The 18,772-nt window shown below is 52.1% G+C and carries 13 protein-coding genes; 9 read left to right on the top strand and 4 right to left on the bottom strand.

All coding sequences use genetic code 11. The features are described from left to right. Positions 1-127: 127 nt before the first annotated feature. On the bottom strand, positions 128-3,049 hold the full coding sequence (locus tag CA13_RS07255) for a PSD1 and planctomycete cytochrome C domain-containing protein (RefSeq protein WP_146395268.1): 2,922 nt from the start codon (positions 3,047-3,049) through the stop codon (positions 128-130). A 207-nt stretch (positions 3,050-3,256) separates the two neighbouring features. On the opposite strand from CA13_RS07255, the gene CA13_RS07260 reads away from it, so the two are divergent. Next, positions 3,257-5,152 carry a hypothetical protein gene (locus CA13_RS07260; RefSeq protein WP_146395269.1) on the top strand — a complete coding sequence of 632 codons (1,896 nt, stop codon included), beginning with the start codon at positions 3,257-3,259 and terminating at the stop codon, positions 5,150-5,152. A 62-nt stretch (positions 5,153-5,214) separates the two neighbouring features. Here CA13_RS07260 and CA13_RS07265 read toward each other — a convergent pair whose 3' ends face one another. Continuing rightward, positions 5,215-6,390, bottom strand: coding sequence for a DUF4982 domain-containing protein (locus CA13_RS07265; protein ID WP_146395270.1), 1,176 nt, complete (start codon positions 6,388-6,390; stop codon positions 5,215-5,217). 360 nt (positions 6,391-6,750) lie between these two features. Here CA13_RS07265 and CA13_RS07270 point away from each other — a divergent pair, with 360 nt between their 5' ends. Next, positions 6,751-7,419: a sugar-binding domain-containing protein gene (locus tag CA13_RS07270; protein WP_146395271.1), complete on the top strand. Its 669-nt coding sequence runs from the start codon at positions 6,751-6,753 to the stop codon at positions 7,417-7,419. A 180-nt stretch (positions 7,420-7,599) separates the two neighbouring features. Here the strand turns inward: CA13_RS07270 and CA13_RS07275 are convergent, their stop codons facing one another. Then, on the bottom strand, positions 7,600-7,776 hold the full coding sequence (locus CA13_RS07275; protein ID WP_419194036.1) for a hypothetical protein: 177 nt from the start codon (positions 7,774-7,776) through the stop codon (positions 7,600-7,602). 82 nt (positions 7,777-7,858) lie between these two features. Here CA13_RS07275 and CA13_RS07280 point away from each other — a divergent pair, with 82 nt between their 5' ends. From CA13_RS07280 to CA13_RS07295, 4 genes are all read left to right on the top strand, one after another. Further along, complete coding sequence (locus CA13_RS07280; protein WP_146395273.1) at positions 7,859-9,430, top strand: glycoside hydrolase family 43 protein; 1,572 nt, start codon at positions 7,859-7,861, stop codon at positions 9,428-9,430. A gap of 284 nt (positions 9,431-9,714) precedes the next feature. Then, the gene (locus tag CA13_RS07285) at positions 9,715-10,110 is read left to right on the top strand and encodes a CoA-binding protein (RefSeq protein ID WP_146395274.1); all 396 of its coding nucleotides are present in this window, start codon (positions 9,715-9,717) and stop codon (positions 10,108-10,110) included. A gap of 542 nt (positions 10,111-10,652) precedes the next feature. Continuing rightward, a complete protein-coding gene (locus tag CA13_RS07290) occupies positions 10,653-11,843 on the top strand; it encodes a DUF1559 domain-containing protein (RefSeq protein WP_146395275.1) in 1,191 nt (396 codons plus the stop codon). A 75-nt stretch (positions 11,844-11,918) separates the two neighbouring features. Then, a complete protein-coding gene (locus CA13_RS07295; RefSeq protein ID WP_146395276.1) occupies positions 11,919-12,098 on the top strand; it encodes a hypothetical protein in 180 nt (59 codons plus the stop codon). An 89-nt stretch (positions 12,099-12,187) separates the two neighbouring features. On the opposite strand, the gene CA13_RS07300 is transcribed toward CA13_RS07295, so the two are convergent. Further along, positions 12,188-12,469, bottom strand: coding sequence for a hypothetical protein (locus CA13_RS07300; RefSeq protein ID WP_146395277.1), 282 nt, complete (start codon positions 12,467-12,469; stop codon positions 12,188-12,190). Positions 12,470-13,101: 632 nt separating this feature from the next. Between CA13_RS07300 and katG the strand changes: the two genes are divergently transcribed. From katG to CA13_RS07315, 3 genes are all read left to right on the top strand, one after another. After that, positions 13,102-15,414, top strand: a complete 2,313-nt coding sequence (katG, locus tag CA13_RS07305) for a catalase/peroxidase HPI (protein WP_146395278.1) — start codon at positions 13,102-13,104, stop codon at positions 15,412-15,414. A gap of 278 nt (positions 15,415-15,692) precedes the next feature. Beyond that, positions 15,693-16,322 carry a cation efflux transmembrane domain-containing protein gene (locus CA13_RS07310; RefSeq protein ID WP_146395279.1) on the top strand — a complete coding sequence of 210 codons (630 nt, stop codon included), beginning with the start codon at positions 15,693-15,695 and terminating at the stop codon, positions 16,320-16,322. Between the two features lie 540 nt (positions 16,323-16,862). Beyond that, positions 16,863-18,560: an anthrax toxin-like adenylyl cyclase domain-containing protein gene (locus CA13_RS07315; RefSeq protein ID WP_146395280.1), complete on the top strand. Its 1,698-nt coding sequence runs from the start codon at positions 16,863-16,865 to the stop codon at positions 18,558-18,560. Positions 18,561-18,772 lie beyond the last annotated feature (212 nt).

Genomic DNA, 18,772 nt, shown 5'->3' on the forward strand with positions numbered 1-18,772 from the left:
GTTCATCTTCTTTCACGTTCATCTTCTTTCACGTTCATCTTCTTTCACGTTCATCTTCTTTCACGTTCATCTTCTTTCACGATAACTCAGGTTTGTCATCTTCACACCGACACCAACGCCCATTGGATCAATACAGATACACAAACTCGTTTGAATTGAGGATCACCAAACACACGTCGGCAAGTGCTCGCGTACGACGATCACAGTCGGACGCCTGACGATCCGGGACATAGTCGCGGTTTGAAAACAACTCTTCTTCAAATACAAATTGCTCACCCGTGTTCTCTTCGACTGCTTCGCGAACCACTTTCAGTGGCTGCGGATCAGGTGGAGTGGCATTCACCGGCAACAATTCTGTCATCTTGTCCCAATGGGCTAGCAGGCCGCTCATTTCATCAACCGTCGGCGATCGTGCTAACGCCAAACGAAAGCACAATGCCAAGGCTTCATGATCGTTTTCCGTCTCGTTGGTTGCCCGATTCGCTAGGGACAGTGCCCGCGTGTGCGTGTTCTGCCCATTGAAAAGCGAGAAGACTTGCGGTGTCACCGTCGACGATTCCCGTCGCTCACAGGAAAAATCAGGCGATGGCGAATTGAAAACTTCGAGCAACGGGTCCACTAATCCACGTAGTTTGAGAACGTAGATCGAACGTCGATTGCGTCGTTCCGGTTGTGGATTGGGGACCCACGCCGAAGCAAAAGAGCCCATCACTTGACGCGGTTGCAACGCAACCTCTTGGTTGATCTCAGGGCGACATGGAATACCGCCGACGACGGAGTTCAGTTCCCCCGTCAACTTCAACATCGCATCGCGCAGTTCCTCAGCGCTCAAGCGTCTTGGTTTAAAAACGGCATACAAACGTGACGCATGGGCGAGTGAGTCTCGGTCCATTCCCGGTTCAACCGATTCCGGTTCAACTGATTCCGGTTCAACTGATTCCGGTTCAACCATTCCAGGTTCACGCTTGTATTGGGTTGAACGACAATAAGCGTCCGACATCACAATGCGCCGGTTCATCGTCTTGATCGACCAATCGTCCTCAACAAAGGTCGCAGCTAGCCAATCGAGCAACACAGGATGCGTTGGTCGGGCCCCCGTGGAGCCGAAGTTGTTTGGATTACCGGCAATCGCTCGTCCAAATTGCCACTGCCACAAACGGTTGACGATCACCCGCGTCGTCAGTGGGTTTCCGGGGTCGGCAACCCAATCGGCAAAGGCCTTCCGACGACCATCGATCGAATCTGGAATTTCGGCGCTGACGTATTCATCGATAACACTCAATGTATCGGGCATCACATTTTCCCCCGGCGCGAATGGGTCACCACCATTCAAGATGCAAGTGCTCTCAAGCTCTCCCTTGGACACGTCATCTGGCATCCGCATCGGCTTTGTCACCGAACTCATCTTGGGCGTATGTCCGTTGTAAACCGCAAGTGCAAACGGGCGATAGCGATCAAGTTCCCAAGTCAGTCGCTGCAAACCCTTTACTGCGACACGCTCTTTCCCGAATTGTTCGGGAGTGAAGCATTCCAACTTGGGTGGAAGCTGCGTTTCGGTGAAGCCTTGCTTGCGCAAAATTTCCCTCGCCACTGTGAACAATTGGCCCTTTCCCTTATGTTTCGCTTGTTCAATCGCTGTTTGCCACGCGTCGGACGAACCGTGGTTTTCTTTCCACCAGTTTTCCGCATTCTTGACCAGAACGGCATTCAGTTCCTCCGTCGTGCGAGAGTGTTGTCGCTTGACCTGCAACAGATACGCCTTTTCTCCAAAATCATCGGTGTTCTCTTGTGGCAAAAATCCAGCCGGACGATCGACCAACTGCGTCGTGGCGAACACAGCTTGAATGGAATAGTAATCACGCGTCGGAACGGGATCGAACTTGTGATCGTGACATCGAGCACACTGCAAAGAGTGCCCCAGGAACGTTTCGCCAATGCTGTTGGTAACGTCATCAAGGAATCTTTGCCGGGCAAGCTTGGCAACCTCCATTCCGGTAAGTTCCCACGGTCCCATTCGCAAAAAACCAGTGGCAACCACTTTTCCCGGATCGTTTGGATCGATCTCATCACCGGCAATTTGCTCGCGAATAAATTCGTTATACGGCTTGTCGTCATTGAATGATCGAATCACGTAATCTCGGTATCGCCAAGCGTTGCCACGTTCGAAGTCATTGGCGAAACCAGACGAATCGGCGTAGCGGACAACATCTAGCCAGTGTTGTGCCATCCGCTCGCCATAGTGCGGTGAATCCAACAACCGATCGACGACTCGAGCAAACGCGGCGCGGTCCGGGCTGCGGTCGCTCAAAAACGCTTCGACTTCACGTGGCGTTGGAGGCAAACCGGTTAGGTCAAACGTGGCCCGTCGAATCAACGTTCTGCGATCAGCCCTCGGCGCGACTTTTATTCCATCAGACAACGCTTGCTCAATCAGCAAGTCGATTGGATCAACCGTCGCCTTTCCCTCTACGGAACCAGGGCTAGCAGGCAGTGAAGGACGAGTTACCGGTTGGTAGGCCCACAAGCCGGCAGGATCGTACTTGCGGTTGGTCCAATCTACATCCAAACCACCCGCCGTTTTAACCGCAGTCCCGTCCTCGACCGACCACTCCTTTTCGTACTCGCTTTCGATCTCGTTTCTTCGCGTTTGATCCGGCCACACCGCGCCCGAAGCAATCCAATCTCGCAGCCACGCCAATTGTTCCGCGGTCAGTTGTTCCGATTCCTTAGGGGGCATCTCGGACCAATCGTCGCTGAAGCGTGTCGCGGCCAAATACAGCGGACTGTCGTCAAACTTTCCCGACACAATGGATGGTTCGCCACTGTCTCCGCCTGCGAGCAATCCTGACATCGACCGGACGTCCAGCGATCCTTCGATCGCATCCGGATCGTTCCCATGACAACCGAGACATTTCTCACGCAGCAATGGGCCGATGCGCCGAACGAACAGTATCTCGGATTCGGCCGTCACCGATTCCTCGGCGAACGACTCCATGCCAAGCATCGAGGCAGCGACGATGACGAAAATTACCAAAAATTGCTTTTGCATGATTCTTTTGATACAAAATTACTTGCTCGAATCGCGAGCAAGTGGATTGGCGCTAGCGGAGATGATTCGCTCATTTTCCCTTCTCGTGGGTATTCTAGTGGCAAACGCAACCCTCGTTGGGTTCAAACCGGAATTGCATGCTTGGATCAGCCATTGTGACCAATCCAACACCGGAACCTGATAGTCACCGCAAACAGGCAAACCACCATGCGATTATTGACGTTAAAAACCTTGATTCTCGCTGTCTGGGTTTTCTCTACTGCGGGACTTTTGACACCCGTTTTCGCGGTGGATCTAGAATCGATCCAAGGGACGTATCGGCGTCTTCCCTACGAAAACGATTGGCATGTCGGTTCAATCGAAGTAGTGGCAAAGGATCCGGTGACAACGCTACGATGGCGCAACAAAGCCAACGTCTCATGGAATCTCATTCCCTCGCTCGAACATGGGATACTCAAAACAGACGAATCCAATCCCTATTTCAAGCAAGGGCAGCCTGCATTTCATTTTAAGTTACGCGATGGCAAAGTGATCGGGTTCACGTTCCAGAACGATTTGTATGTCAGAGATGGCGTTAAAATCATGCCACAGATGAGCGGTGGTTTTCACGGTTACATCTCAATGCGTGCTGAGTCTCCACCGCCTGGATACGGCTACGGCGCCAGCTTCTACATTAGTATTTGGCCGCTTCTTGAAGACCCACTCGCCCATTTTCAAATCGGACTTCCTTCGACGTGGATCGTCCCTGACAACCGCGACTTCAAGCAACCACTCTGTCCACCTGGGACCGTCGCTCGCGACAATTGGCATGAACGCGGACCCTATTATCGCAACGTGTTTCAAACCATCGAGGGCGGCCTTGGATACTGGGGGTCCACACGGTTCCGTTCGGCAACGCCCAAGTATCGGATGAACGGCACGCCCAATGGCTACAACCACGAAATATCGTCACCGGGATGGGGATTCGGCAAAACGGTTTCACTCACGTCCGAAGAAATGGGCATTGCTCAACTTAGCAACCGGCTCGTGGTTCCGCCCGATGGCATGACGTTTACAAAAGATGTAAACGGAGAAGTGCTCGGCAACGCTTGGATGGTGTTACCAATGACGTCATCCAAACAGGGCCCCGAAACACCCACAGGCGATCAAAGCTGGACTCTCTTTCTTAACACCGCGAATTTCAAGGGTCCTGTTGCCTTTTGGATTCCTGAAACATGGAGTCGTTTGTCCCGCGGCTACAAGACGATCGCAGGACGCGGTCTGGACGCCAGGCCAGGCTTGATGGGAAGCGGCGCGATGGAAGTCAACACCGTGCCCTATTTTGAATCGATCGATGAATCAGGAACGACGTACTCAAAAATCCCTCAGCTGCAATTTCCCATCAACGATCGGGGTGAAACAATCCTGATGCAGGACGTCACGTTCTACGCGAAGCAAGCGTTTACCCCAACCGGCGTCTTTGATTTAGAAAAATCTTGGAAGCCCAAACTGACTGCAAATCCAATCTCGTTCCAACAAGGTCCCGACCGTGTGAAGCTAACCGAAATCGATCAGGTGGTGCAAACCAAGATCTTTGGAAACCCCGGCGAACAGGCATTCGGTCTGCAGTGGACAACATCGCGTGGTCGCGGCAACCTGCCCGAGTATTACAAACAAGTTGGAACGCACCGAATCGCGACGACAGCCGAACAAGTGCCAAAAGAAACCGGGATCGTTGAACAGGCTTTTAGTACAACGTCCGTCCCGCAAAGCTACCGGTCTCCCGACTCGGGTATTTGGAAAGACCCGGGGCCAAAGTCAGAGGCATTCAAGGCAGCGCTTACGGACGGTTCGGTTGTCACGTACGCATGGTATCGATTCGTCGACCAACCGTCGATCCAAGCGTTGAACTGGAGCGCCAAAGAGAAAGAGAAAGTGCAAAAGTTGGTGGAACGAATTCATAGACTTTGGCCGATTGATCGCGACTACATGCCCCTTCCAACGAGAGGAACGCTCGTGGCGATGGACGATGCACTGATCGTCTCGCCGCCCGAAGGACTTGAAATTGGATACGTGCCGATCGCAATCGATCAATCGCCCAACGATCCATCGCCCAATCCGTGACCCCCCAAAAAAGCGGCCACCAATCGTTAGCATTCTTGCCGGTGCAAAATGCAATGCAATCTTCAATCCGCCTGAATCTCAAGCTCAGTGGGGCGCAACCCGGGTCCCGAAGCGGACAATCGGATCACTCCTGGTTCGCCGCTCGACTGGACGATCACTTGCGCCAGACCATGAAAAAGAGAACGCTGCCAAACGGACGCGGGATCAATAAACTTATCCGGCTCATGACTCGAAGGATCGCCATTGCCGACGCCGATGATCCGTCCTGGGCCCTCCATTTTGAACGCAATCAGATCGTTCGCCGTCGGTGAAAAATGCCCGTTATCATCTAGCGTGCGTACGGTCACAACACTCACGTCACGCCCATCGGCCGTGATAGCGTTACGATGCGGAACCAATTCGATACGCACGGGTTCGCCAACGGTTTCAATCGTCTTAGTCAGAACGACTTCTCCATCGCTGTTGAAACTACGCGCTTCGATCTGGCCAGATTCAAATGGGACATTCCAATTCACGTAGCCATTGTGCGGCATCGGCTTGCGTCCAAGGGTTTTACCATTGAGAAATAGTTCCACCGCATCCGTGTTGGCATAGACACAAATCGGGATCAGCTGTTCTTCTCGGTCTGCCCAATTCCAATGACTCGGAGTGATATGAAGCCTCGGTTCGTCGGACCGCCCCTCTTCCATCGTGGCGTCAACACGTACTGCGATAACATTGTCACCACCAAAGTTTAGGTAGTCGGTCAGGTCAAAGCGGAAGGGGATATATCCACTGGGCTCGGTACCCAAGTAGAAACCGTTGCAAAACACTTTGGCATCTCGGAACACGCCGTCAAATTCCACAACCACGCGCCGCCCGTTGTCTGTTTCGGGGACGGTAAACTTTTTCCGATACCAACCGACGCTTCGCTCAGGAAAATTGCGGCCGACGGCCTTGTATCCTTGACTATGGTTACCATTGTTCTCAAACGGTGCCTCAACCGCCCAATCATGGGGCAAATTGATCGTTCGCCATTCAGAATCATCAAAATCAAACGCGGACGCGCCGTCGCCATACCCGGCCTTTGCTAAATAGGAAAAGTAACCTGTGCCGAACTCGAAGTCTTGCTTAGCATTCGAGGGATGCCCAAACGCAAATTGCCACTCATCATCCAACCGTATGCGTTCTCGAGGCTGCTGTGCCGAACACACCGACGCGATCATTAAGATTCCAGTGCAAATGAGCAGGCTTCTCACGCGGGGCTCCGTTGTTCTTTTCATTGAGGAATCTCTCGTATCAAAATATCGAAGATGGCATGACCAGTTCTACAAGACGAAAAAGGCAACCATTGGGCGACCTTCAACAACGTTAGTTTTACCAATATCACAAAATGATTGAGGCCCAACGTGCCAATTAAGGATGAAACAATATTGCAGTTGTGGCGAAAGGCTGGCGTCTGGTTTACGACACAACATTGGAATAACACACTTGGCACCTACATAAAGAATCCCGCTCGCGTTTGCACGCACCAGCCCTCCTCGCGTTTGCACGCACCAGCCCTCCTCGCGTTTGCACGCACCAGCCCCCCACTCCCACCGCACCAATAGAATTCCGCTATGTTTGCTCGACTTTCCGTTTCGTTATTGGCTTGTTTGATAGCCACTTCGTTTGTTGCTACCGCTGCTGATTCAGCAAACAAGCAGGCGGATTGGGAAAACGAACGTGTAATCGGTATCAACAAAGAATCGGGCAGGGTGTTTTCCCTTCCATTTGCCGATCGGTCTCAGGCCATGGAAAAGAGATGGCAAGAGTCATCAAATGTAAAGCTACTCAATGGAACTTGGAAGTTTCATTATGCAAAGCGTCACGACCTGCGACCTACGGATTTCTATCAAGAGGCGTTTGACGTGTCGGATTGGAGTGACATCAAGGTACCGAGCAGCTGGCAAACTCTGGGGTTTGGTGCTCCGCTCTACGTCAACACACGATATCCGTTCCACCGCGATTTGCCGACGGTAACCGGTGAGCCCCCAGAGCACTACACCGCTTTCGAATATCGCAATCCGGTTGGCAGCTATCGTCGTAATTTTGCATTGCCATCGGATTGCAGCGGAGGAGAAGTTTTCATTCACTTCGGAGGCGTCGAAAGCGCATTCTATTTGTGGGTCAATGGCGAACAAGTTGGAAATAGCGAAGCGGTTTGTCCCGGCGAAGGGCCAGGACGTTTTTCCTGGGCGTCTACATGCGCAGTGAACAGGATGCGCAGTGAACAGGATGCGCAGTGAACAGGATGCGCAGTGAACAGGATGCGCAGTGAACAGGATGCGCAGTGAACAAGTCCTCTTTACCAATCAGCAAAGTTGGCCCGACAAACTCAACGCGGCTATCGAGGACTGCCAAACACCCAACTGCATACGATTTCATTTGGAAACGAAGACAACTCATTGAACCGGAAATTCAAATCGCTAAGCAGCCCCCCTGCGCACTGCGACGGCAACTAGCAGTAAGCGGAATCCCCCACAAAGGGCGAGCGAATTCGCAGCTGCGACTCGTCCATCCATCGAACTCGTCCATCCATCGAACTCGCCCATCCATCGAACTCGCCCATCCATCGAACTCGCCCATCCATCGAACTCGCCCATCCATCGAACTCGTCCATCCATCGAAATTGAGAAGTACAAATGCTAGTCTGTGCCTCTTTGAGGCTCGAAGAATTTTACAAAAATGGTAAACGAAATGTTTTCACCGCTGGCAAAATGGCTTTGCTTCACGTTCGTTGTGATGCTTCCGCAAACCTTGATTGCGCAACCTTTCGAGCAAACCTACCGAAACCCAGTCATTGCCGGCGACTTTCCGGATCCGACGGTCATTCGAGTCGGATCTGACTATTACGCATGTGGGACTTCGCATGACTTTGTTCCAGCCTATCCGCTCTATCACTCGACTGACCTTGCAAATTGGCGGCGTATCGGTTCCGTATTCAATGAACTTCCTGAATGGGTTTCAGGATCATGCTGGGCTCCCGAGCTGTTCTATGAAAATGGAAAATTCTTTGTCTATTACACCGCGAAACGGAAGAGCGACAATGTCTCGTGCATCGGAGTCGCAGTAGCCAATGACATTCGCGAAGGGTTCGTCGATCACGGCGTGATCATCGAGTGGGGAAAGGAAGCCATTGATGCGTTTATTTTCGAGGACGATCAGGGAAAGAAATTCATATCGTGGAAAGCCTACGGGCTCAATCCTACTCGCGAAATCGAAATTCTCGCCTCCGAGTTATCCGGCGATGGTCTTTCACTTGTCGGCGATCACTTTAGTCTCACTCGCCACGACAAGGGATGGAAAGGAGCCGGAGACGAAGGCCAATGCATCCTAAAGCATGGAGATTACTACTATCATTTCTATTCGGTCGGAGGCTGCTGCGATAATCGGTGCGATTACAACATTCGCGTCGCGCGAACAAAGGACCTGCATGGAGATTGGGAACAATACGAAGCGGGATCGATCCTACATGGCGGGGGCCTATGGAAGTGTTCGGGGCACGGCACAATGGTGACAACCCCGGACGGCCGATTCTTCTATCTCTACCATGCCTATCATCGATACGATTTTGAGTACGTGGGCCGACAAGGGATGCTTGATGAACTGCTATGGGACGACGCTTCGGGTTGGCCCTATTTCAGATACGGCCCGATTCCGACCGTTCAAGCCCCCGTTCCGCTTCGCAACACTCAACAACTTCGCCGTTCCCTATTCCGAGACGATTTCGAGTCCGTTGAAAACTTGATTCCTTGGCAATGGGATGTCGGTTTATCGAAGCCTGTGATTTCACAGCAAGCAGGCCAACTCGGTCTTCAAAACCAAAACAACGGGCTGACTTTCTTAGGTGTAGACACCCGAGTCGGCAATTACTCCGTCGAAACCACCATGGTTGATGCCACAGGGGGCTTCAATGGATTATGTGTCTACGCCAATCCAGAGAACTTGATCATGTGGGGCGTGGAAGATCAGCAAATCAAGCTGAAGAGCATTCGACGCGGTGAAGCAGAAGAAACCGTCTGCGGTAGTATCGATACGAACCAAAAAGTTCATTTGAAGTTCCAAGCGGTTAACGCAAGACTATTTTCTTTCTTTTGGTCGACTGACGGAGCAAATTGGAATCGGTTTCCTGAAGGGGTTGAGCATGTCGACGCAAGCGATCTTCCTCCATGGACGAGGTCTATCCGTGTTGGATTCGTTCAGGAAGGATTGGATAGTCTCGCTTCGTTTGAATACTTCATGGTCTCGGATCAATAGTGGCGTAGGCAAGATGAATCCATTCGTCTCCGCGTTGCTGGTTGCCAGCGATGAAGCATGGGCCGCCCAGTGATGCATGGGCCGCCCAGAGAAGATGACACCACGAAAAAAGCTTAGGTTTTTGTGTGAAGCCTGAACTGTTTAGAGGGTCCCCTTTTTTTTGGAAAAGCATTCGCTAGAGCGTTGAAGTTCCCTTCCGGCGAGGAGCTGGCCCAAAAGCCCTTTTCGGTAACAATATTCTCTAGACCAACAGACCACCGCTGGCCCCGAAAAAAGCACCTGAAATGCAGAACGGCAATACCGATCAATTTCTCGCATCACGCACCTACGCGGTTGCCGGAGCGTCGCATCATCGCCACAAGTACGGCAACAAAGTATTCCGTGCCTTGCTAGATGCTGGCCGCGAAACTTACCCCCTCAACCCAGCTCAGGACGAAATCGAAGGTCATCAGGCATACGCGGCAATCGCCGAAATGCCGCTCGTTCCTGAAGCTCTTTCAATCATCACGCCGCCGATGGTAACTCGGCGAGTCATCGCCGACGCGATTGACGCGGGGATAAAACACGTCTGGATGCAACCCGGCGCAGAAGATGCCAAAGCAAGCGAGGCCGCGCGCGAAGCAGGCATCAACGTGATCGACAATGGCAGCTGTATTCTCGTGCTGCTGGCTATTGGCTGAGCCGCCTGTACATGACTTCAGCCAATTGCACGCGAGAAACGAATCGACATAGTCAAACGTTGTGTGGCGAAACGCTTTGGGGATTTGCCGACCACCCCAAAACCGTGCATATTTCATCATCGAACGGCGTTCCCTTTGGTCGAAACGACAGGGTTGTATCGCATTGGCTTGAAGCAACTTGCGTTTGCATCGACCTGACAAGGTTCGCACATAGTCGAAGCAACACACACTAATATTACGTTGTATTACGCGGGTGAGCGAAAAGACGTCGCTTGGGCGTTATCGCTCCCTGACGAAACCAGCCGCTGTTAACAATCACACAATCAGAAGAACCTTCTTCCGTTTTCCACGCTTGTGAAGGTCGCGAGCCAGAACGTCACCCCCAACAAGAGTGATGTTTTTTGGCTGCGCCCTTTTGTCCCCCTTTTTTCACTACGAAGGATCACATCAGCACCGTTGCAGTCTGTTACAATCGAGTGCAATCGATGCGTCAATTCAGTCGCATTATTTTTTCTTTTACCACTTATATAGAGGATGTTGTAATGAGATCTAGTAAGCGGAGTGAAGTTCATGGTTTCACGTTAGTGGAGCTGCTTGTCGTCATTGCCATTATTGGTGTCTTGGTTGGGTTACTACTACCAGCGGTTCAAGCTGCCCGCGAAGCCGCACGCAGAATGAGTTGCAGCAACAATGTAAAACAAATTGGGCTGGGGCTTCACAACTATCACAGTGCCTTCAATATGCTGCCGATGCAAACCGGCGGAACTTATGATTCAGGCGGTAATTCGAATGGTCTTCGACTCAGCTGGCTGGTCGGATTGACACCGTTCATCGAGCAACAAGCGATGTGGGAAGCGATTTCCAATCCATTCGGAATGAATCGTGATGGGACTCCCCGAACGCCTTCTTATGCCCCAATGGGTCCACGTCCATGGGATCGCAACTACCTACCATGGATAACTCAAGTTCCCACCTATCGTTGCCCCAGTGATCCAACGGTTGCTGGCCAAACGAACATCGCGCATACCAACTACGCTGCATGCCTAGGAGACACCACCGCTGAACTTCACTACTGTGGAATCAACGCCAATGGCAATCCAAACACTTCGACGCAACCGTGGTCCGAATCCACGTTAAAGTCGTTTGATCGCGGCTTCTTCTGGGGAAAACACTCTAAGCGTTTCCGCGATATCCTCGACGGGCTGTCCAACACAATCGCAGCCGGTGAAATTGTTGTTGGCGACGGAAAAGGTGAGATTTTCAATCACATGTTGCACGACACCAGTGCACTGAGTCGTCCTGCAAACTATTGGGAAACCACCGATAAAATCGATCCACTACGACCGCAGTTCTGGAACCTCGCCACATCCGACGTATGGGGCGTTGACTACGGCAACGACTACGAATACCAACGTCGTGGATCCGCATGGTGCGATGGCGTCCCTTATTACACTGGGTTCAACACCATCCGTCCGCCAAACGGATATTGTGTCGGCCGTCGCGAAAGTTGGGACGGTTTTTTCCCAGCCAGTAGTCGGCATCAAGGTGGTGCGCACATCTTGATGGGTGATGGCGCGGTCAAGTTTATCACCAGCTCAATCGAAGCCGGTAATCAATCAATCGTACCGTATAGTGCCCAGCACAACGATCAACGTGGCAAGCAAAGTCCTTACGGATTGTGGGGAGCCCTTGGTACTTCGAATACCAAAGAAACGATTAATGAAGATTTTTAGTCGGTACGGCTGCCGAAGTTGACAGCCAAACCATTCTTAACATTGAGGCTTTGTCTCGAAAGGAATTTTACTGTAATGAAATGCACTTTTTTTGCTTCACTGGTTGTTTGCCTTAGCCTTTGCGGCCTATCGGGTTGCGGCAGCAATACACAAGAAGTGGAGCTAACCCCTCGTCCGCCAATTACTCAGGAAGAATTGCAGACGATGGAAAGTTATGAAGAAGAGATGGCAGAAGCCAACAAGGCCTATCAATAAGGCGGACGTCTTATTGCCTGTGCTTTTGGCACCGTCCAGCGAAGCATGGCTTCGCTGGACGAGTGGCCACCTTCTTTGCAACCATCGCTTCAAATAAAGGCTTGGTCATATTCCGTGGGCAATAGCACCTCCGTGGTATAGCCATCCACCCCCCTGTCTTCGATTGAAATGGTAGTCAACACATCAAGCAACTGTGCGTGAAAACGCTGTGCTGAACCATTTTGGCACATCACTTCTTCGGCAAGCATCAACGCCTCGTCCATTGGCGTGACCCGGTTCCCCTCGAACACGATGAGTCCGGCTGTGGCGAGCCGAGCTAGTCCACTGTCAAATTCAACGAAAGACAGCGGATCGTGCCCCAGGCTGATCACAGTATTCAAAATTGAATGAAGACAAATAGAACTACTGCCGCATCCAAATAAGATCGCTTGAAGCAGGGTCGCATCAGAGGGCAATAAATGCACGTAACCGCTTACCAAAAAAGAGGAACATTCCGTGTTCTTAATGATGGATCACGGATTTTCCGTTGACTCGGCTAAAGCTCGCAAAATCCGCCTAGTGCGTGTTTCAAGCGGAGCGGAATCGTTGTTTTCGGCACAATTGGCCTGCAAGATCCGCCCTTGCCAGATATCGATCGAACGGATTCTCGACAACGACTTGATCGCACCAACGCAATTCTTGGGATTAAGATTAACCGCGATCAGACAATCGCATTCGTGGTAGATGATTTGTTGACAAAAGCTTCGTTGTCAGAACATAGCACTGCGGGGTGCAGGTTCCTCCGTTCATACCGAACGACTTTAGCAAAGGTATTGCAACTTTGCACTCATTGGTCCTGGTCGAAATTTCACCCGAAGATACCTCCACTAGTATGGTCTGGTATCCACGTGGAGCATTTACAGAATACATTGGAACAATGCCGAAAGATCGTGCATACTAACAACGTAGTTTAGCCTGTCCGCATTGGAAGCCTTGAATTGCCACCCCAAACCCAGGAAACATCATGCCCTCGACAATTCCGTTCGCTCGCACAGTGACGAGCCTAGTGGTGCTTTGCATCGCAACTTCCACCTTCGCTCAAGCTCCGCAAACCGCGGCGTCCAAAGTCAATGTCGCAGCCAGCGGCAAGTGCCCGGTGATGGCCCCCCCCTCAGACCCAGCCAGCAGAAACACCGCCGCCGGAGCCTATTCCAATGGGGATTGGTGGCCAAATCAATTGAACCTGGAAATCCTTCATCAGAACTCATCCAAGAGCAATCCATTGGGTGACGATTTTAGCTACGCCGAAGAGTTCAAAAAACTCGACCTGGATGCTTTAAAGAAAGACATCAATGAGTTGATGACAACGTCCCAGGATTGGTGGCCAGCCGACTACGGCAACTACGGGCCACTGTTTATTCGGATGGCTTGGCACAGTGCGGGTACCTACCGCGTCTCGGACGGCCGAGGTGGTGCAGGCTATGGCACACAACGTTTCGCACCCCTGAATAGTTGGCCCGACAATGCCAGCCTCGATAAAGCGCGCCGCTTGCTGTGGCCGATCAAACAAAAGTACGGCCAAAAAATCTCGTGGGCCGATTTGATGGTCTTCACCGGCAACTGCGCGTTAGAGTCAATGGGATTCGAGACCATGGGATTCGCTGGTGGCCGCGAGGACGTTTGGGAGCCTCAACAAGATGTTAACTGGGGACCTGAGACCGAATGGCTCGGAGACATGCGTTACACCGCTGATCGCGAACTCGACAATCCTCTTGCTGCTGTCCAAATGGGGCTGATCTACGTCAATCCAGAAGGGCCCAACGGCACCCCAAGTGCGATTGAAGCAGCCAAGGACATTCGGGAAACGTTCGCCCGTATGGCAATGAACGATGAAGAGACCGTTGCGCTTATCGCTGGCGGCCATACATTTGGCAAAGCCCATGGCGCTGCGGATCCAAGTAAATACGTCGGTCCTGAGCCCGAAGGTGCAAGCTTGGAAGAGCAAGGTCTTGGCTGGAAGAACACATTTGGAAAGGGGAATGCTGGCGACACGATCACCAGCGGCCTAGAAGGAGCTTGGACTACCACACCGACGGAATGGTCAAACGGCTACTTTGATAATCTGTTTGGTTACGATTGGGATCTGGTGAAGAGCCCTGCCGGTGCGATGCAATGGGTTCCGACGGATCCCGCTGCGGCGGACACCGTGCCGGATGCGCACGATCCGACAAAGTCACACCCGCCTATGATGTTCACGACGGACATGGCCATGAGAATGGACCCTATCTATGGACCGATTTCAAAGCGATTCCACGAGAACCCAGAGGAGTTCGAAAAGGCCTTTGCCAAAGCGTGGTACAAGCTAACGCATCGCGACATGGGTCCCGTCTCGCGTTGCCTCGGCCCACTGGTCGCCGAACCACAATTGTGGCAAGACCCTGTTCCAACTGTGGATCATCAATTGATTGGCGAAAAAGACATCGTCGCTTTGAAGGGCAAGATCCTCGGATCGGGTCTCTCCGTTTCCCAATTGGTTACGACCGCATGGGCATCGGCGTCATCGTTCCGCGGGACCGACAAACGCGGTGGAGCCAACGGGGCACGCATTCGTCTCGCTCCACAGAAAGACTGGGCAGTCAACCAACCGGCTGAATTGGCGCAGGTATTGAAGACGTTGGAAACAGTCCAAACGGAATTCAACCGTTCGCTGTCTGACGGCAAAAAAGTTTCGCTTGCTGACGTGATCGTGCTAGGCGGATGTGCAGCCGTTGAAGCCGCTGCGAAAAAGGGCGGACACGATGTGCAAGTTCCCTTCACGCCGGGACGCACCGACGCATCACAAGACCAGACGGACGTAGAGTCATTCGCCGTGCTCGAACCAACTTCGGACGGGTTCCGCAACTTCCTAGGTCAAAAGCTCGACCGACCGGGGCCAGAGCTACTAATTGATCGAGCACAAAAGCTCACGCTTACTGCTCCAGAGATGACCGTTCTGATCGGCGGTATGCGAGTTTTGAATGCCAACGCGGACAACATGAAATTGGGTGTCCTAACAAAGCAACCTGGGACGTTGAGCAATGACTTCTTCGTGAACTTGCTGGACATGAACACACAGTGGGAAAAATCCCCTGTATGTGAGCACTACTTCCAAGGGCGTGACCGCAAGACGGGCCAGGTCCAATGGAGGGCCACTTCCGTCGATCTCGTGTTTGGTTCCAACTCACAACTGCGAGCGATCTCGGAAGTTTATGCCAGTGAAGACTCGAAGCAGAACTTCGTCAATGACTTCGTAGCGGCTTGGAACAAAGTGATGAATGCGGATCGCTTCGACCTTTAATCCTGCCACTGGAAATTGATCGAAGTTAGGTGCATTACGTCAACGCCAATCATTTGCATTGGCGTTGACGCTCTTTCGACTTTTCGAGTCGAGAAACAACGCCTTGGAATAGTGCGTTTGAACTTGTGGTTGGATGGAACAATCTGCTGAATTGGGATCGCTTCAGCCGAGTTCCATCAATGCGCTCGCTCCGCGAAACCAGCCCCCCAGGGTCGGATTCGACTATCGAATGAGTAACCGAATCGGTTGCTGATAGATGAATCAGAGGAGACGTCAAGATGACTGACTGCGGATGTGCGTTTGAACCAGAGCCAAACAACGAACTGCAGCGGCGGACGTTGCGGCTTGTTCTGGTAGTCAATGCAGTCATGTTTGTCAGTGAGATCACCGTAGGAATCTTGGCCCGATCAACGGGACTTACCGCTGACTCACTCGATATGTTGGCGGACGCTAGCGTCTATGCGATAAGCCTTTACGCCGTCGGACGAGCGAGCGGGATACGACGCAAAGCAGCCACAGCGAGCGGATGCCTACAGATAGTGCTTGGAATCGGTGTCCTCATGGAAGCGTGCCGGAGATTCTTTTTTGGTGGGGAACCGATGGGAATGGCGATGATCGCAATGGGCGGTGTGGCGTTCATCGCGAATGCGTTTTGCTTGAAACTGCTCTGGAAACATCGAGGCGGCGATGTGAACTTCCGTGCCTCATTTATTTTCTCTGCCAATGATGTGATTGCGAACGCAGGCGTGATTGTCTCAGGGCTTCTTGTATTACTGACCCATTCGCAAATCCCCGACTTGGCCATCGGCGTGCTGATCGCGATGTTGGTCGTTCGCGGCGGTGTCAAAATTCTAGGCGAAGCAAAAGCCGACGCGGCATGCGAATCGAAGCTAGCGAATGGACCATGACGCGATCTCTTTCAACGAGCTCGAAAATCCGAGTCAGCAAACAAAATGCCAAGACTTTTCTGCGGTCGCTTTTAACTGCCTTTTGGCTTTAGGTTCTCAAAACCCGCGGCATTCTGGAAGATTTTGAGAAACATTTCCGATCGAGCCTCGAAAACCGACTAGGCACCCGCTGTTCCGGCAACCAACATCGTTCAGGCTGCATGGTTGCATTTTGTATGATGGTCGCAGTGTGATCGCGTTATGATGGATGACTGGCCACCGGCGCCTGAGATAGCAAGGTGATGCAAACTGTGAACTCTTGTCGATTGCTTCGGTGTTGGTTCTTTCCTGCTACCAAAAAAAGTTATGGTGGCAACGACCTAACCTCACTACATTCAGTTGCCAACGGTTCGACTGTGACTGTCGGCAGTGACAACAAATATGTATTACCGACTTTTTCAGCAACCTACTCGTCTGTGCCAAATAATTGACTTCATCGAAGAGCTTGGGCCAACGGCAATTTGCGTGGCTTGAATAACCATTTCGTGTCGAGGGGAACCGATGGGCGTTACGTACTATCAAAAGGCAAAAGCCAGTGTTTGCCCAGTTGATCCACAAAGCAGTCGTGCTGCTCAGGTCTCGTTTCAGCTTCCTGCGGGAAAGGAAATCCGTCCCAATTTTGGCAACATCGACGTAACGAACTTGGATTCGGTTTATCAGCGTTCGCTTTCGCTCGAGCGGGATCATCCCGATCGAATCGCTGATTATTTTGAGCATGCCGAAGCGATTGCCGCGCAGGACCGTCAAATGCAAAGGATGTATGGCGTCCCCAATCATCCCTATTTTGGACGTCCAATGACCTTGCTCCCGATGACGGGAATGATGGTCGAAGGCATTTCGGAAATGGTCCAGCGGGTGATGCGCGCGTCGAAAGGTTTTGTGGAAGGTCTTTTCGAGGGACTTCGGACGTCGCTCGCCAAAGATCCGGAAACTCTATCCCGGATGAATCGGAACTTGATGAAGTCACAGATTCTTAACGTCGTGTTGCCGGCGGTGATGGCTTCGGGCATGGTGGTTGGAATTGTCCAAGACATCGTCAAGGCGGTAACCGGTTTGTACCAACTGGTTACCAATTTTGACGAGATCGCCACAGCGGCTGTCAAACTGATCAAGGCGATCTTAGATGATGAAAAGGCGGCCCACGGATTTGGCAAGTTGGTTGGGCAGCAATTGGGACAAAAGATTGGCAAGCTTTCCAGACTTGGCGTGATCCGGTTTTCTTTCGAAGTCGGCCGCATCCTGGGGCCAATCATTGCTTCGATCGCGGTCGCATTTACAGGCATTGGTGTGGGCGCATTGGCGGTGAAGTTTGGTCGCGAGTTCCTTCGCTGGGCGACCCGATTTCCCCGCATCGCAAGGCTTGTCGATGGGCTTGTCACGCTGGGCAGCAAGTCGGGACGAGGTGGAAAATTGATTGCCTATGTCACCGCAGCAATGGCTTCGGCCCGCTCAGGAATCACTTCCCGCCACGTTCAAGTATTTCAGCGAGTCGCGTCGTCTAATGGCGGCCAGAACCGCATCATCGCCGTTCGATTCACGAACCTAAAATCGACCAAGTGGATTGACCGCGGCTATCCCGGAAAGCCGATGTCGGTGAAGGTAAAAACCAGCGACAAGACGGGGATTGTGACGGTACAAAAGCATGGCCCCAAAACAACACCCGAGTCACACATTCAGGATGCCTACAGTGCGGGTTACTACATCGTCGATGGAAATGGCGTTGCCAGAAACAAGGCCGGACAAGCTCTTGATTTGCCTAGCAAGACTGACTGGCCACTCGAACCAGGCCAAGTCATTGACCCGCGACTCAAAAAACCACTTGTCGGCGACTATGATTTGCACAGCGTGATCAAACCGCACAATAAAGGACAGAACATCGTGCTCGCGACCCAGGATGGCAAGAAGGTCGCCGATGCGTCCAATCCTGACCTTCGAAAAGTTGCCAAAGCGTTAAACGATGGAATGGATCAACCCCGAGTGTTGCACGGTGCACACGATGGGTATGCCAAGCTGTCCGATGCGGGCAATGGCGTGGTCGCCTTTCATCCCGATGGTCGAATCCAAATCTTCAACACGGTCAACGAGATGGAAGACTTCTTTGAATCGATTGGACGGCAGACCATCAAGGGAGCGTATCCCAGCGGTCCGCTACCGGACGTGTTGCCGAACAACGTTCTGCCGCTACGCCGAAAAGACTAAACAACAATTTCTGTTCGCTTCGTATTTCACAACCGTGAAACGACTTGATTCCAATCAAGTTTCGATTGGACACGTTTTTGCTTGCGTATGTCGCAGCTGTTGGCTGTTGGCTGTTGGCTGTTGGCTGTTGGCTGTTGGGGGACGATCCGGTGTCGGGAAAGAACTTCAAACCTTCACAGGAATGGATTGAAACTTATTTTCTGTGGTTCGCC

Source organism: Novipirellula herctigrandis (genome assembly GCA_007859835.1).
Classification (GTDB): domain Bacteria; phylum Planctomycetota; class Planctomycetia; order Pirellulales; family Pirellulaceae; genus Novipirellula_A; species Novipirellula_A herctigrandis.